General features: G+C 62.1%; 8 protein-coding genes. 3 read left to right on the forward strand and 5 right to left on the reverse strand.

Annotated features, from left to right (window positions below):
• Nucleotides 1-19 precede the first annotated feature (19 nt).
• From N4G63_RS05810 to N4G63_RS05820, 3 genes are read left to right on the forward strand one after another with little or no spacing between them, the layout of a single operon-like run.
• Nucleotides 20-946 (forward strand): DUF4007 family protein, encoded by a 927-nt coding sequence (locus N4G63_RS05810; RefSeq protein ID WP_314599449.1) that lies wholly within the window; start codon nucleotides 20-22, stop codon nucleotides 944-946.
• Entirely contained in the window at nucleotides 939-4,268 is a 3,330-nt protein-coding gene (locus N4G63_RS05815) for an ATP-binding protein (protein WP_260785651.1), read from the forward strand. Before N4G63_RS05810 ends, N4G63_RS05815 begins: the two co-directional genes overlap by 8 nt.
• The gene (locus tag N4G63_RS05820) at nucleotides 4,261-5,103 is read left to right on the forward strand and encodes a phosphoadenosine phosphosulfate reductase domain-containing protein (RefSeq protein ID WP_260785650.1); all 843 of its coding nucleotides are present in this window, start codon (nucleotides 4,261-4,263) and stop codon (nucleotides 5,101-5,103) included. The genes N4G63_RS05815 and N4G63_RS05820 overlap by 8 nt, the downstream gene beginning before the upstream one ends.
• Nucleotides 5,104-5,119: 16 nt before the next feature.
• Here N4G63_RS05820 and N4G63_RS05825 read toward each other — a convergent pair whose 3' ends face one another.
• Genes N4G63_RS05825 through N4G63_RS05845 form a run of 5 tightly spaced genes read right to left on the reverse strand, consistent with a single transcriptional unit; the run spans nucleotide 5,120 to nucleotide 16,164 of the window.
• On the reverse strand, nucleotides 5,120-5,995 hold the full coding sequence (locus N4G63_RS05825) for a protein kinase domain-containing protein (protein WP_260785649.1): 876 nt from the start codon (nucleotides 5,993-5,995) through the stop codon (nucleotides 5,120-5,122).
• Nucleotides 5,996-6,014: 19 nt separating this feature from the next.
• Complete coding sequence (locus tag N4G63_RS05830) at nucleotides 6,015-7,325, reverse strand: GmrSD restriction endonuclease domain-containing protein (RefSeq protein WP_314599450.1); 1,311 nt, start codon at nucleotides 7,323-7,325, stop codon at nucleotides 6,015-6,017.
• Between the two features lie 21 nt (nucleotides 7,326-7,346).
• On the reverse strand, nucleotides 7,347-12,743 hold the full coding sequence (locus N4G63_RS05835; RefSeq protein WP_314599451.1) for an FtsK/SpoIIIE domain-containing protein: 5,397 nt from the start codon (nucleotides 12,741-12,743) through the stop codon (nucleotides 7,347-7,349).
• Nucleotides 12,737-14,272, reverse strand: a complete 1,536-nt coding sequence (locus N4G63_RS05840) for a hypothetical protein (RefSeq protein ID WP_314599452.1) — start codon at nucleotides 14,270-14,272, stop codon at nucleotides 12,737-12,739. The genes N4G63_RS05835 and N4G63_RS05840 overlap by 7 nt, the downstream gene beginning before the upstream one ends.
• Nucleotides 14,269-16,164: a hypothetical protein gene (locus N4G63_RS05845; RefSeq protein WP_314599453.1), complete on the reverse strand. Its 1,896-nt coding sequence runs from the start codon at nucleotides 16,162-16,164 to the stop codon at nucleotides 14,269-14,271. Before N4G63_RS05845 ends, N4G63_RS05840 begins: the two co-directional genes overlap by 4 nt.
• Nucleotides 16,165-16,170: the final 6 nt, after the last annotated feature.

Consider the following 16,170-nt stretch of genomic DNA (forward strand, 5'->3'; position numbering starts at 1 on the left):
CGACGCTACAATAGAGCTGATGAAAACAACAGCAAAATCGAGGACTTCCATCCATTTTTCGGGGCACGAAACATTTCCGCTCCGTCAAATGTGGCTGAAGAAGGCCTTCGACCAAGCGGTTGAAGGCGGGCGCGTACCCAAAGCTGCGTTCGCAGATGAGAACGCCATCGCGTCGTTCGGTGTAGGCAAGAACATGGTTGCATCCATTCGCCATTGGGCGATGGCCTGCGACGTGCTTCGCGACTCTGGCGAGGACCCCCAATCGTTCGAGATTTCGCCCGTCGCAAGCGAAATTCTTCGAGATGGGGGCTTGGACCCCTACGCTGAGAACCCCACAACAGCTTGGCATGCGCATTGGTGGCTTGCCGGCAAAGGCAACCGCGCCACAACGTGGCGGTGGCTCTTCAACCATGTGACGGCGCCGACCTTCACGCGCCAAGAGCTTGAAGCACCCCTCGAAGATTTCGCGCGCAAGCTCGACCCCAAGCGACGCCTCTCGGCCTCCACGTTGTCGCGCGATTTGGAGACCTGCCTTCGCAGCTATGCCCCACGCTTTGCCGGCGGCTCGCCTGAAGACTTCGCCGAACCGCTGCTCGGCGAGCTCGGCCTGCTCCAAGAGGTCCACAAAGGCCAATACGCCTTCCGCCGAGGCCCCAAGGCCACGCTGCACGATGGCCTGTTCGCCTATGCGTTGCTCGACTATTGGGACAGCGCGGCCGAAGGCGTCAGCTCCATGGCGTTTGAAGCCATTGTCTATGGCGAAGGCTCGCCGGGCCGCGTGTTCAAGCTTGACGAGGACTCGGTGGCGGAGCGCCTCATGGGCCTTGCCGACCTCACCGAAGGCTTCTTGGCGTGGACAGACACAGCAGGCATGCGCCAAGTTCATAAGAAAGCCGGCGACTCCGAAGAGATGCGCCGAGAAATGATTCGAAGAGCCTATGACTGACGACGAAGGCCAATTGCTCTCGGACTTCGTCCGCATATCTCGCCACTACCAACGCTCGATCCGCGTGGACGCAGATTTGGGGCGGCTCGACGCTTTGGCGGGATACATCTGCCACTCCACGGCCACCTCCATTTTGGAGAACATGGCCAGGCAAGTGACGGAGACCAATCAACGGTCGTTTACCTGGACTGGACCGTTCGGCGGTGGCAAATCGTCGCTGGCTGTGGCCATCGCGAGCGCGCTGCATCCCGACAAGAATCTTCGCGCCCAGGCCCGCAACGCCCTCAAGCTCGGCTCAATGCCCGCGTTCGACAAGGCGTTCCCGGTCCGTAAGGGCTGGCTAGTCGTTCCTGTGGTGGGCAAGCGTGGCAGCGTCATTGCCGAGCTCAATGCCGCGCTCCGCAAAGCCAAGGGCAAAGGCACCGACAACCGCAAGGTGTCGCCGACCAACTTGATCAACGAGCTGGTCCAAACCGCCGAAGATCGCTCGCAAGACGGCGTGCTGGTCATCCTCGACGAAATGGGCAAGTTCCTCGAAGCCTCGGCGCTGGGCCATGGCGACGATGTCTATTTCTTCCAAGAGCTCGCAGAGGCTGCCGCCCGCGCGCATGGCAAGCTGGTGGTAGTCGGCGTGCTGCATCAATCGTTCGCCCAATACGGCGCGCGGCTAGGCACGGACACCCGCGACGAGTGGGCCAAGGTTCAAGGCCGCTACATTGACTTGCCCTTTGTCGCCGCGAGCGACGAGGTCGTGGAGCTCATTGGCCGCGCCATCGAGGCTGAGCGGCGCCCTGATTGGATGCTCGACGCGTCGAGTACCATCGCCGAATCCATCCGGTCGCGCCGCCCTGCCGTGGGCGCGAAATTCGCCGAAGCGCTGGCCACTTGCTGGCCCCTGCATCCGGCCATGGCCGCGCTGCTCGGTCCGATCTCCAAGCGACAGTTCGGCCAGAACGAGCGAAGCACGTTCGGCTTTCTGGCGTCAGTCGAGCCGCATGGATTCCATTCGTATCTCCAAGCGACCCCGATCAAGTCCGCGACCTGGTATCGGCCGGACAACTATTGGGACTACCTGCGCTCGAACCTCGAGCCCGCGATCCTCGCCTCTCCCGACGGACATCGCTGGTCGCAAGCGGTTGAGGCCATTGAGCGCACCGAAGCCAAGACAGGCAACGCGTTTTTGGTCGAGCTGATCAAGAACATCGCCGTCATCGACTTGTTCCGCAATGGCTCTGGTCTGGCTGCCGACACGGCGGTCCTGGGCGCGATCTTCTACAAGCGGCCCATCGCGGAAATCGAGAAGGGGCTCGAAGAGCTCGCGCGCATGCGCGTGGCTCTCTTCAAGAAGCACATTGGCGCCTGGTCTGTTTTCGAGGGCAGCGACTTCGACATTGACGCGGCCATCGCCAAGACCCTGGCCGCCTCGCCTGGCGTTGACTACAACCACCTCGCCCAACTGATGGGCTTGCATCCGGTCGTGGCCAAGCGCCACTATCACGAGACCGGCACCATGCGCTGGATGAATCTCTCGCTGAGCAAGCTCGACGAAGCCGAGCGCCTGGCAGAGAAGTACAAGCCATCGAAGGGCGAGTTTGGGCTCTTCGCCCTCGCCCTCCCCGGCCGAGGCGTGGGCATCAAGTCGGCCCATCGCCGGGCCGACGACGCCTCGCGGCTAGCTCCCTGGCCGGTGCTGGTTGGCATCCCGCGTAACCACGCCCGCATCGAGGAGCTCGGTGCCGAGTTGGTGGCTCTCGAAGCCGTAAAGGACCGACACGAGCTGCAAGGCGACGCCGTCGCGCGGCGCGAAGTCCATGCACGCCTGGCAGCGGTCAAGGCCAACCTTGAAGAGCAGCTTCAAGCCGCCGTGACCAACTCGCAGTGGTTCGATGGCAGCGAAGATTCCATTGAGGCCGGCGCGCGCCTCTCTCCCATCGCATCCAACCTCGCCGACGATCTCTATGGAAGCTCGCCGCTAGTGTGGAGCGAATTGGTCAATCGCGACAGCGTGTCGAGCAATAGCGTCAAGGCGCGCCGCGACCTGCTGCACCGTATGCTGTCCCACGAAGGTGCTGAGCACCTGGGCATCGAGGGATTCCCCGCCGAGCGAGGCCTCTACGAGACGCTTCTGCGCAGCACTGGCCTTCACCGCGAAGTCAACGAAGGCCAGTGGCGCTTTGTGCCGCCCGATCCCAAGGGCGAGATGCGATTCGCAGACATCTGGCAAGCGACTCGCGACATGTTCGTGGACTCGTCTTCTCGGGTGAAAGCCTCCGACATCCTTGAACGCTGGTCAGCCCCGCCCTTTGGCGTGAAAGCAGGCATTCAGCCGGTCATCCTCGCGGCATTCCTTTTGGCCCATCAATCGAATGTGGCCGTCTACAAGGAAGGAATGTTCATCCCGCGCCTGACTGACGCGGACATCGACGAATATCTACAAGACCCTGCCCGCTTCTCGCTGCGCTGGGTAGTCATCGACGAAGAGAAGACTCGCATTCTGGGCGGCATCGCCAACATCCTGGCCGAGGTCGGACACGCCTCCGAGGCGCGCGACCCGCTGGAAGCTGCGCGCGGGCTCGTGGCCCTGGTCTTCAACCTCCCAGTCTGGGCGCAGCGCACCCATCAACTCAGCGATAGCGCTCGAGCCATTCGAGACACGCTACTTAAAGCAAGCGACCCCCACAAGGTCTTGTTTGTCGATCTGGTGGCGTTGCTGGATACCAGCGATGGTGACGCCTATGTGGAGGCATTGCGCGGCCCCATTGCCGAGTTGGCAGGGGCTTATGAGGCGATGCTGCGAAGCGTGGACGCGGCCATGCTCGAGGCCCTCGACGCTCCGCCGGACAAGCTTGACCGTCTGCGCGCTCGCGCTGAAGCCGTCGCCGGCATTACGGGCGACCTCCGCCAAGACTCGTTCGCGACCCGCCTGGCCAAACACGACGGCAGCACGGTCAGCATTGAGGGCATCCTGAGCTTGGCGGCCAACAAGCCGCCGCGCGACTGGACCGACCGAGACATCGACGCGGCGACGCTCGAGATCTCCAAGGTTGCGTTGCGGTTCAGGCAGGCTGAGGCCTTTGTCTCCGTCAAGGGCCGCAAGCCCAACAGCGAGGCTTTCGCCGTCATCATCGGCGCGGGGACCGGGGCGAAGATGATTTCGCGCTCGTTTGACATCACTGACCGGCACCGCCAGGCCGTGGAGTCAAAGGCCGACGAAATCGCCGCCCAATTGAAGAAGCAAGGTTTGGGGACTGATGTCCTGTTGGCGATTCTCGCCAAGGCGGGCATGAGGTTGACGGCCGATGAGGAGGGAAACCATGGCTGAGCGCCACGTTCTCGGAATCTCGGGAGGCAAGGACAGCGCCGCCCTGGCCGTTCACATGCGGCAAGCCCATCCCGAGCTCAACATCGAATACTTCTTCACCGACACGGGCGAAGAGCTGCCTGAGGTGTATGAGTTCCTGGGCCGCCTCGAGGGCTACCTCGGCAAGCCCATCGAGCGACTCAACCCCCGCCGCGATTTCGATTTCTGGCTGCGCGAATACAACCACTTCTTGCCTTCGCCGCAGACGCGCTGGTGCACCCGCAAGCTCAAGCTGACGCCCTTCGAACAATGGGTCAAACCCATGATGGCCTCGGGCGACAAAGTCACAACCTATGTGGCCATCCGAGCCGACGAGGACTATCGCGAGGGCTACTCGTCCAAGCAAGACGGCTTGAGCGTATGCCTGCCCTTCCGCACGGCCGGCATCGACAAGGCCGGCGTGATGGACATCCTTGAATCGTCGGGGGTGGGCTACCCGAAGTATTACGAGTGGCGCTCGCGAAGCGGCTGCACGTTCTGCTTCTTCCAGCAGAAGATCGAGTGGGTGCGCCTCAAAGAGCGCCATCCCGACAAGTTCGAAGAGGCCAAGGCATTGGAAAAAGATGCCTTGGAGCACGGCTCCCCGTTCACCTGGTCATCAGGCGAGTCGCTTTCCGAGTTGGAGCAGCCTGAGCGCGTCGCCCAAATCGTTGCCGATTTTGAGAAGCGCAGGGCGCGCGCGCGCGCGGTAATCCCGATCAACCCGCTTCGCCCAGTTCGCTCTTGCCCCGAGGACATCGACGATGTCTATGGTGAGGATGAAGGCAACGGCTCCTGCGTGATTTGCCACAAATAGCGTTGAGCTGTCGGCGCTACAAGCTGATTGCGTTGACCACCGCCGCTCCGAACTGATTTGCCGTAGCGTATCGGCGGCTCTGAGAGTGCTGCAGGGCCGTCGAGATCGGGCCATACAAACTGTCCAGGCCAGCCCAATCCTCTCGAATGAGGATTCCGCTTGGGTGCCTGCGGTTGACCACCCACCAGAACACCGCTGCCAACTGGAACACGTCGGAAGCGAAGTTGATTTCATCGTCAAGTCCAACGTGCCTGTTGTTCGCCTCGGGCGACATCCAGAAACGCGGGCCTGGTATTTGCCATTGAAGCGTCAAGTCTTCGCCGTCGGCTTTCTCTAGCGGTGCGCACAACCCCAGATCGCTGATCACCCATCGCTCGCCGACCACCAAAATGTTGTCTGGCTTGATGTCTCGATGTATGGCGTGTTGATGCAGCAGCTCCAACGCGCTCACTAGCCCCCGAAACTGAGCGGCATATATCTCAGGAGTGATCAGTTCGGAAGAGTCTCGAACATATTCCCTCAACGAGCAAGCAGCGCGCTCCATGATCACGAAAGGCACCTCAATTCGATGCTTCTTTTTGAACCGATCCACCACCTCGCCCTCGCATGAGCCACTGGTGACAAAGTGAATGAGGTGATCGTGATTCAGCGCGGCAAGCTTTTCAAGCAAGGCCGCCTCCAATTCAAAACGCTCTTTGCGAGACGCCCCTCGTGAGTTAGTGAGAAATTTTACGGCGTAGATCGCGCCGTCTGCCTCGGCTGCGCACTCGCAAACTATGGCATTCCCACCTTCGCCCAACTGCTCTTGAATGGTGTAAGCCCTGCCGTCTGCGCCAATAATGCGTTGCGACACCGCCAGGCTGTTTCGATCCGATATGAGCTGAAAAAACATAGGATTTTCGCTCGGCCCGTCAAACCAATGGCAATTGCTTGTCGGCGGAAAAAGTGAGGTCTGCCTTCGCTCCGTCGTCAGACAAGATGATCCATCTCTCAGCGTCAATGCACTTTTGATGCAAATGAATGGCGTTGTCCATCTGAAATACGCTCGAATCCTTTCTCCACCCCACAACTTCAATTTCATTGGTGGGAATGTCCTCCCCGCAACTGTCGCAACCGTAAGTCGGAGGCGGGCACATAGGGTCGCCGTGATCAGTCAACATCCGATAGAACAGGACGGCCGCGTCCCCTGTCGGGGGCTTTCTCAAGTAGGTCCCAGCCAAAAAGCTTCGCAAGAAGCCGACTCTCCATCGGCGACTGGACTGCGAATTGGCCTGAGACACACACTTGATGGCGTAGTCGCGACAGTCCCGAACGTCAGATTCCGGCGCGATGACATGATCCAAACATCTCAGGTCTTCGCGCAGCGGAGACAAATCCGCTCCTTCAAGAACTCCTCCGGCAGTGCGCAGTTCGTCAATGGCCAAGAGCATCGAATAGAAGTCGGCCTTCTGACGGAAACGCGTTTTGTCAATTGAAAAGTTTCCAGAAAATATCGCCGCCATGTCTGCAACGACATTCAAGAATCGAGTTTCGACACCCTTCCGATCCTCATCATCCCAAGCTGAATACTGCAAGTAAAAAGAATCAAGGGCATCGCGCTTGTCCTGCGGACCCGCAATCAACGCCGCCAGCAACTCGGAAACGTATTCGACATCTGCGAGGCGCCTGCGGTTGGCGACCGTGAAGATTCGAGCGTTGTCCAAGTAGTCGTGATTGGCAAGCTCCTCTGCCATCTTCAAGAATGCGCCGGGATAGTCTGCTCTACGCAACTCTTGCTTGGTCAAGGCCACCGAATACTTATTTAACCGGGAGTAAGTCTCCCTCAGCTCCTCTTCCGAGAACTCCATCGCCTCATTGAAGTCGATCCGATACTGAAGAAAAGCACTCCGAACGCCCTCAGGCAACTGCGAAAAATACAGGCCTTTGAACTCACCGGTATATGGCTTTTCAAGCGAGAACTTGTCAGCCATGAAGGCAAGAATTGCGCTGATGCGTTGCTGCCCGTCAATAACCGTCCTATGCACTTGATCATTCTTGATTACTGAAGAGACAAATATCTTCGGCATCGGAATGCCGCGCAAGATGGTGTCCATCAACATCACTTTTGCCGCGTCACTCCACACTTCGAGCCGTTGGAAGTCAGGCTTTATCTCCAGCCGCTCCAACTGCTTCCAATCGCGAATGTCAGAAATAGGATGAGGGCTTGAATTCCAGCTTTTCATTGCAATTCCTTGAGGCTATTTCTAATTATCTGCATTGATGGCTTGGACCGCCAAACTGATCTCATCGTCTGACAGGAACGGAGCCTGCGCAAAGACGAGTCCCTGCTCTCCATTGAGCTTCGCTGCCATGTGCCCCCGCCCGAGGAGCATTTCTGCTCCAGGACGGTCAAGCGCAATCTTTGAGGTCGCCTCACTGGCGACCTTCAGAATCAAGCGATTGCCCAGGTTCTCTCGCAACTGCATCGGCATCACATCCTTGTCCGGCCGCTGGGCCGCGAAGATCAGGTGGATGCCTGCGGCCCGAGCCTTGACGCCGAGTCGCTGCACAGCCGCGCCCACCGCGCCCTTATAGGCGTCATCGAGCATCCAATCGGCGAACTCGTCATGGATCAGGAACACCATGGGCAGGCGAGCGTCTGGGGCTGCTTTGGCGTTGAAGGTCGCCAGGTCGCGCGCTCGGGCTTGGGCAAAGGCCCGGTATCGGCTTTCCATCTCCTCGACCAAGGCTTCCAGCACTTCATTCGAGCGCTCCTTGGTGGTGATGATGGCCTCGCGCATGTGGGGCAAGTCCTCCAACGCGGCGTAGTCCACGCCCATCTTGGGATCGATGAGGATGATCTGGGCCAGCTCTTTCGGGTTGGTTGCCGCGATGTCCAGAAGGATCGCCTGAATCAGCACTGACTTGCCGCTGCCAGTGGCGCCAGCCACCAGGGAATGCGGTTCATGCGAGGACAGGCCGCCGAACTCGCCGCCGAGGTTCAGATAGAGCAGCGAGCCATTGATCTCTTGAAGGCCCAGCACGAACGAGGTGTTGATCCCCGCCACGTTGCGATTGAGCTGCCGCTTCGCCCACAAGTCCCACAGCGACACGGCTTGGCGCTTGACGCCAGCAATCGTCACCACGATCTCGCCAGGCTTGGGCTGCACCGTCACCAGGTTGATGGCGTGCGTGGTCAGCAACTGCGTGCGCTTGGCCTCGATGTCCTCGACCCTGAGCCGGTCCGAGCCCGCCAGCCGCACCAAGCAGCCATTGGGCGTCATTCGCGTGCCCAGGACAGCCGCCTGCAAACCGTAGCTGTTCAATGCCGTCTTGAGCTTCTTGGTCGTTTCCTGCGCCCATGCTTCGCGCTCGTCGTCCGCCACGGCGAGGCCGGCTTGCTTTGTGGCAATCAAGACCGACAAATGCTCGCCCACCGCCGCTGCGACAGGCGTTGGCGCAGCGGCGACTTCATATTCTTGAACCGAAGGAGCCACGGGCTTGGTTTCTGACGGAGCGGTCGCCGGCTGAGCCTCCGGCGCCGGGGGCGCCGATTCGGCCGTGGCCGCGCCATCCTGCACCGCCGCATCCTGCTGGCCAAGCTGCTCCATCATCGCGTGCCAAGCCACGCGCGCGGCGGGCCGGGTGAACGATGCTGATTTCCAAGGCTCTGAGCCGCCGAGTTGCCCGCGAACGCCAGTCGCGCCAGTTGCAGCCGAATAGGCCTCAACCAGTTTGCGCAGCTCCGGCCGGTCGAATACTTCCTGCCAGGCCTGGACGCCGTCAGTGTTGTCGATCTCAAGCTGCTCGGACGCCGACCGGGATTGGCCCGCTTCGGCCGAATGGACGAAGACGTGCGAGTACCCGCGCAGCGCGATGTCCACATCGCCTTCGCGCAACTTCGAGCGCGCACGCGCAAGCAAACCGGAAAGGCCTGGCGGAATCTCAGCGTCGATCAGCAAATCGGCCAGACGCGAGAGCCACACGTCGCGGTCGAGGCGCCCAGGATCGCCAAACAACGCGGCCCGGAACGTTGTCAGCGTCGCCATGAGCTGGGCTTTCGAAGAGCGCTTGGCCTCGGCGGAGCCTTCGGCGGCGACGTATTTGGACTCGACCACGGCGATGCGCAGTCGAATCCCATCATCGACCTCTTCAACACAGAGGGCCAAGATGTCAGCGATGCGGCTTTCGCGCTGAGCCAGCCAATCGGCGTAGTCGTCGAGCAGGAAGAACACGCTGAAAGACTGACCTGCCTTGGCCTGGGCGGCAAACTCCTCTACAACCAAGTGGCGGCTCAGGACCAGCCCAAGCATTTCGCCAGCGGACACGCCGCGCTTGGCGGCGCGCAGGACGATGTCGCCGGAGACCGACAGCGCATCCTTCTTCATGCGGGCGGCCACCCCGTCAAGTTCGTCGCTGCCCAGAGAGAGGCCCAACTCGCCGAGCCGTCGGCGAATGAGCACGCCGAGCAGGCGCAGCTCTGAGGTCGAGCTCACGATCATGTTGCGGCCGTTGGTGGACGCTCGGCGATACCGGACGACCGTGATTCCGTTGTGCTGCAACTGCCGCTTGTCGAGCAGCTCGTCATAGGTAGCAACCCACTCGGCCAACGCGTGCGCGTCGTTCATGGTCGAAGCCAACGCCTCATGCTGCAACGAAATGCGACGGGCAGGCAGATACCGAGCTCCGACGGGCGCATCGGTTTGGCGATGCACAGCGGCAACCGCCCCGACATAGGCCCATCCCGAAGCGGTCTGCCACGGGCACGTCAGGAAGGTGGTGGATTTGAGCTCGTTCTCGCCAGAGACGCTGCGATAGGACCAGCGCGACGGGGCGTGCTCCAAGCTCGGCCGGTCGTTGGTCCAGTCCACCGGAAGCCACTCTTCGACCGCCGTGCGCGACACCACGTCGTGCAGGAATGCCACGTCGAAGGGCTTGAAGCCGCCCTCGCCTTGCCCCGGCGTGGCCGAGGCCGGCGTCACCGCGATGCGCAGCTTGGAGATGAAGTTGTCCGAGGTTTCGCTGACCACCGGCAGGTCGGGATCGTCTCCCGCCTTGTTGACCAATTCGGCGTAGACGCGGCGCAGCTTGGCCGGATCGCTGTGCCTGACCGACACGCTGCACTGGAAATCATCCTCGGCTTGCAGGCCCGCGAGCTCGCGCACGGTCGCCAGGGGCAACTCCGCCGCGTCAGCGTTGTAGAGCAAGACGCTCAGATTGGCTGCCTCGTGGGGCTGCAGGCCGATGTAGCGCTCCAACAGCTCGCGCGCCTGTTTGGCTGCGGAGGTCGGATCGACATCGGTCATGGAGTCCTCTTCGCCCCGGACCGGCCGCTCAAAAAGGCTGTATCCGTTGATGGTGCTGCTCTCGGCGACCAGCAGCGGCTCGCTGCCGCGCTGCATGACCGCGATCTCGGGGTAGAACGGATGCGCGAGCTCCTCGGAAAACTCCCGGAAGAAGATGTCGCGGTGCCCGAACAGCACGCTGTCGCTGGTGAGCAAGTGGGTCGCCAAGCCCGCAACGCGGCGGGTCTTGACCGCCAGCGCCTTCATCCGCTCTGGATGCCATGGCGGGATGATGAGCGAGGGCTGCTCGCCTGAAATGCGGGCCGTGCCAATCGAGAGCACTTCGGCCACCAAGCGGGCACGGCACACGTCGCCGCGAGCATGGACCATCAGAGCACTCAGCAGCGCCGAGAACGACTCGGCCTGCCGCAGGACGGATTCGCCTTGCAGGCCCGTGTCGATGAAGTCCTTCATGGCCAAGATGTAGTCGGCCTCGAAAGCATCCCACGCCGCGCGCAGCTCGTCGCGCTGCTCCTTGGTCAGGCGGCCCTCATTGGCAAGCTCTTTGATCCGGTCCTTGATTTCGGCGCGCAAGCTGCGCAGCTTGTTGGCCGGCGGAATCAGCGAGCCGGCGTCGCGGGAGAACGTGGCCTCCAGCGTACCGGTGTCGAGCAGCGAGACGCTTTGCACGCCGCCCTTCTTGCTGACCAAGCGGCGCGGAACCTCTGTGCAGCCGACCGCGCCCTTTTCCAGCAGTCGGCGCATGTCGGAGACCAACGCCAATCCGATGGACTCGGGGCGATAGCTCCACACAAGCTGCGTCTTGTCGATGACGGTCTCGCGGTCGCCGATGCGCTGCACGAGCGCCACGTCAAACTTGATCTGGACCGCGTTTCGAGCCAACGACGAAACGGGCTTTAGCGTAGCGCCGCGAAGCTCCTTCTCCTTGGCGAAAAACTTTTCGTAGTGGAAGAGCGGGTCGGGAAGGTTGCCCGCGCCCATGCCCTTGACCTCCCACTTCACCCGCGAGCCCATGAGCTCCTGGATGCCCCGATACATCGCCGAGAAGTAGCACCCCACGTCGTGGTTGAAGCGAGTGCGCCATTCGGTCCGGCCCTTGTTGACCGTGAACCGCAAGAAACGCTCGCCGGCCATGTCGTCGGCGCCGGCCAACAGGTGGTGAGTCACGCTCGCAAAGCCGTCGAGAAAATCATTGCACTCGATGGCCTTGCCGAAGATCGCCTTCTCCCAACGAGCGTGAAGCTGCCGCGACGGCTCCATGAAGCGCCGGTGCAGCTCGAAAAAGACCTTGTCGTCGTCATTCCACTCGGAGCGCTTCTCGCGCGCCTTGAGATCTTCAAGGTGGCGCTTCCACTTTTCGTCGAGGGCTTCCGCGTCGTCGCAGTCGTGCTCGAAGAATTTCAACGTGTGCTCGGCCAGACCTTGGAGCTTCTCCTTGGGCTTGTCGAAGATGTGGCACACGCCATCGGTTTCCCATTCGAGCTCGGCAACGTCGGCTGCAGGCTGGTTCTCGCCCATGGGGGCATTGATGAACGCCTCCAAGGCGACGCGCGCCGCATCGGTGATGCTCGCAGCGTTGTCGTCCAAGCGCTGGCGCATTTCATCGGGGTCCAGCGGCTGCCCGTTGGGTCGCAGGCGCAGCAGCAGCGGAGCGCGGTGGGCGAAGAGCTTCTCAAACGCCTTTTTCCAAGGCTTATAGGACGCGCCGTAGGTCTTCGCGCTGGCGAAGAATGAGGTGTCTCGGGGCAAGCCCACCTTCGGCAACGACCAGCCAATGGCGTCGCGAATGGGCAGGCCGCGCGTCGCCGACATGGCTTCGGTCACGTGGGCGCAGAAGTCGCCAAGCTGCACCAAGGACAGGTCATAGGCGGAGATCAGGCCCTTGAGGGCCGAGCGGAACACCTGGCGGTCATCGGGAACCGGCGCCATGCCAGCGACATGGCATGTGGCATCGACCCATGCCTCTTCGTTCGCGCGCAGCTCTTTGGCGCCCAAGGCTGTGACGTGCCCAAGGGTGTCGGCCAGGTTGTGCTCGTTGCCGTTGGCCGTGAGGATCGCCTCTTTGCTTGTTTGGGCGTTGTTGCGCACGAAGCCGGCGTTGTGTTGGATCAGGGCCTCGGGCGGCAAGCCCTGGCCCTCGACCAGCGCCTCGGGGATCATGAGATCGACGCGCGCGGCCAAGTCGTGATTGGCAAGCACCGCGCGGGCCACCGAGGCGACTTGGGAAGAAGACAGCTTGTCGAGGCGGAACAGCGCCGCCGAGTCCTGCGCCGAGCCGTCGGCCTGGCGAGCGTCATTGATGCGCTTGGCCAGGATGTCGGCGCCGACGCGCCCAATGATCCGATCGGTCAGCAATTTTCTTCTCCCTTGAATCCAAACGGGTTCTCCACAAACGAGCAGGAGTCGGAGAGCCGACGCACAAGCCCAAGCCCAACCAGCCGCGCTTCGAGATTGGCGCGGTTCTCGCTGAGCACTTCCTGGTCCACCTTCTTCTCGGCGACAAGGCGTGAGCCTTCCGCGTCGCCAATGACGAGCCCATAGCGCCTCTTGGCCTCTGCCAAGAACTCGTCGAACTGCATGCGGTCATCGACGATGGCCACCACCAGAGTCTTAATGAGCCGGTCGTTTGGGGCATATCGCGTGCGCCGCGCGAGGCGCCGGGAGCTGAGCCCGATGGCGCGCGACCACGAAGCATGAATCTTCCCGACGTGCTGCTCATGGCGCGAGATGGCCATGTCCACCAGCCTCTCGATCAGCTTGTCGCCAGACATGCGCGTGTAGTCGGCGTCGTCGTCCGAATCGGCCGATGGCCACTGGAACAACTCGCGCATGACGCTGGCCTGCGCCGCGTCGGGGTAGTCCGATTTGGAGGCGGCTTCCCATTCGGGCAGCAAGCGGGCTTGCTCGATGGAGGCGCGGACCGCCTTGACCGAAAGGCCTTGGTTGAGCTGGTAGCTATCCCCCGACAGGGCGCGAACCTTTGTGCGCTCCTTGGACACGATCTCACAGACAAACTCGACCGGCTCGGCGTCACCGGCCTGCGTCTTGGCCTGCTCGAGGAAATACAGCAGGAGGTTGAGGCCCGCCGAGGCGATCAGGTGCTCCAAGGCGTCGTAGATCGGCATGTCCTTGGCCAGGATCGCGAGCCAGTCATCGCAGAGCTGGTCAAAGCGAGGATGGGACGCGTGGGGCAGATAGCCCACGTCGCGCGAATTCGACGCGAGCTGGGGCTCACCTTGCAGCGCGCGCACCAAGCGATTCATCGGCGCCGCCCGATTGAAGAGGCGCTGTGAAAGCTGGGCACCAAGTTCTGGGCCGCGAGCCGCGCGGCTGAGCATGAGATACAGCAGCTCGCCCGTGCGGGCGAAGAATCGCCGGTCGTTGCTCGCGCCGCCCGAGTCGATCCGCAAGTCCTCGAACAAAGCGTCGGGGCCAAAGGGAAAGACGAACTTGGAGCTCCAACGCTTGTTGCTGCGGGCCTCGAACGCGGACGAACGCAGCAGCTCGATAGCCTTGGCGAAGTCGTCAAAGCTCGAAAACGCCTTGCGCAGATAGCCCATGTCCTCGTCGCCAAGCTTGGTCGCGTCTTGGGCAAACAAGGCGCTCCACTCGCGCCACTTCTCGTCGTCGGTGATCGACCGCTCGCGGATGGCTTCGACAAAAGGGTTGTTGAACAGCAGGCCGCGCAGGCGGATTTGATGCTGCGGCCGATATCGCACTTTGTCGGTCGGCGTGGCGACCAGCGGGCTGTCAAGGTTTGACCCCAGCACGCCCAGGAATTCGAGCACGGTCAAATGCGGCAACTGCTCGTCGTAGAGGCGGTGGCCCCAGATGTGCTCATCGACGGCGAAGTCGACCCGGTCAATGTCAATGCGTTGCCTCATTCGGAAATCCTCACGGTGATGGGCCGAGAGAACCCGTGGCCGCCCTGCTCAATGTCGATGAAATTCAGCGTCAGCGATCCACTGTCGGCGCCCGCCTCATCGTCATCGTCCTGCTGGCTGCGGCCCCGGATGAGCTCGGCCTTGCGCAGCAGCTTGGCCTTGAACGCAAGCATGTCTTCCAAGCACTCGCTGGAGAAGCTGCCTGGCAGCGCGCCTTCGGCCACCCGCGAGAGAAACTCAAAGCGCACAGGCGTAAGGTCGAAGGCCACGAAATTTCCAGCGCCCTGTGCAAGCGACACGTCTAGACAGGGGCGGCCCGTCTTCGCCTCGAGCTTGACCGCCATGCCAACACCATTGAGCCGGCGCGATGGGGCCTCGGTGTCGCACAGCACGCTCACGCGCGACTGCGTGAAGCCACCAGAGCTGGCGACAAAGATGCGGTCCACGTTGTCGATCAAGAGGCCCGTCATCACGCGATTGAGGCCGCGCACCAGCCGGCCGCGCACGGTCTCGGCGACGGGCTTCTTGTCGAGCAAGGCCGCGCGCATCTCCATGTATTCGCCCGCGAAGCGAAACACGGTCATCGACCAGAAGGGGTAGCCCTCCTCGCCCGGAGGCAGCGTGAAGAAGAGGCGGCGGCGCTGCTCTTGCAGCAGGTCCATGAAGCCGGCGGCTCCGCCGTCGATGCGGGCGGCCTCCTCGCCTTCAAGATACTTGTCCTGGGCGCTCAGCAGCCGTGGCGTGGCCCCATAGACGGGGTCGCTCGCAATCAAGCGGGCGAACGCCGGCGCGAGCTTCACGTCGTCTTTCCCGTAGACCAACAAGCCGTCCGCGCCATTGGTGGTCTCGTCGCCCACGCCAAAGGCCGCCATCGCCTTGAAGACCGGCCGGTCGGCGAGGCGCCGCTTGGGAAGATTCGCGCCGAAAGCGTTGCCGTAGACGCTCCCGCGATCCACCGCCCCTTGCTCCTGAATCCACGCGACCTCGGCACAGGACATCAAGCCGTCCTTGGCGTCGCGGTGGCCCAAGATCATGTTGGCGCACAGAGCGAGCAAGTCTCGAACCGGCAAATGCTGCCCGTTGAGCCTGGCGATCTCCACCAAGTCGCCCAGCCGGCGTCCGAGTTGCGCGCCATCGCCAGTTCCAAGAAGCCGTTGACGGTTCTCATAGATCGGGCACACCTTATCGCCCGATTTCAGCGAGCACCGGCGGCAGTTGTCCCATTCGGCGTGCTTGGCAACGGCGGCAACCACCTCCTCGAGCGCCATGCGGCCCACGCTGCGGCTGAGGTCGAAAACGGCTAGGCGATCTGGCTCTTTGCCCGCCTGCAAGAAGAATTCCTGCAGCGGCTTGCGCAGCGGGTGGCTGCGCCCTTGCCTGCGCCCAAGGTCGCGAAGCCTGTCGAGCACTTGGCCGTGGTTGGCCGCCAGGATGACGATCTCGCTGTCGTCGCGTTCAAGCACCGATTTTTCGAGCCGTGCCAGGGGAGCATCGCTTTCCTCGCCATTGAACTCGCTGAGGTCTTTGATGAAGACTGCCAAGCGGCCGTCAGCCAGGCGATGTTCTTTGATGTTGCCCTTGGCGGCCCACGCGCGCGGGTCGCCGCCCATGGAGGTCCAAAGCGCGCGGCAGTGGTAGGTCTTGCCGTCGCCAGCCGTGCCCGCGATCAGTATGGAGCCAGGCTTTCCAGACGCCACATGCGCCTTCATCGGCTCGAGCATCGGCGTGCTCAGCGCGATGGGCTGCACCTTAGCCCGGCCGACGGCTCCGGCCACGTATTCATCGAACATCGTCAGGTTGTTCGGCGTCGGACCGTAGGTGCGCAGGAAACGCACCCACGCGCTCGACGGCGGCGCGCCTGGCTCATGGGCAATCGTGTTTTGTTCTGTCAATTGCTC

The organism is Aquabacterium sp. OR-4, assembly GCF_025290835.2.
Lineage (GTDB): Bacteria > Pseudomonadota > Gammaproteobacteria > Burkholderiales > Burkholderiaceae_C > Pseudaquabacterium.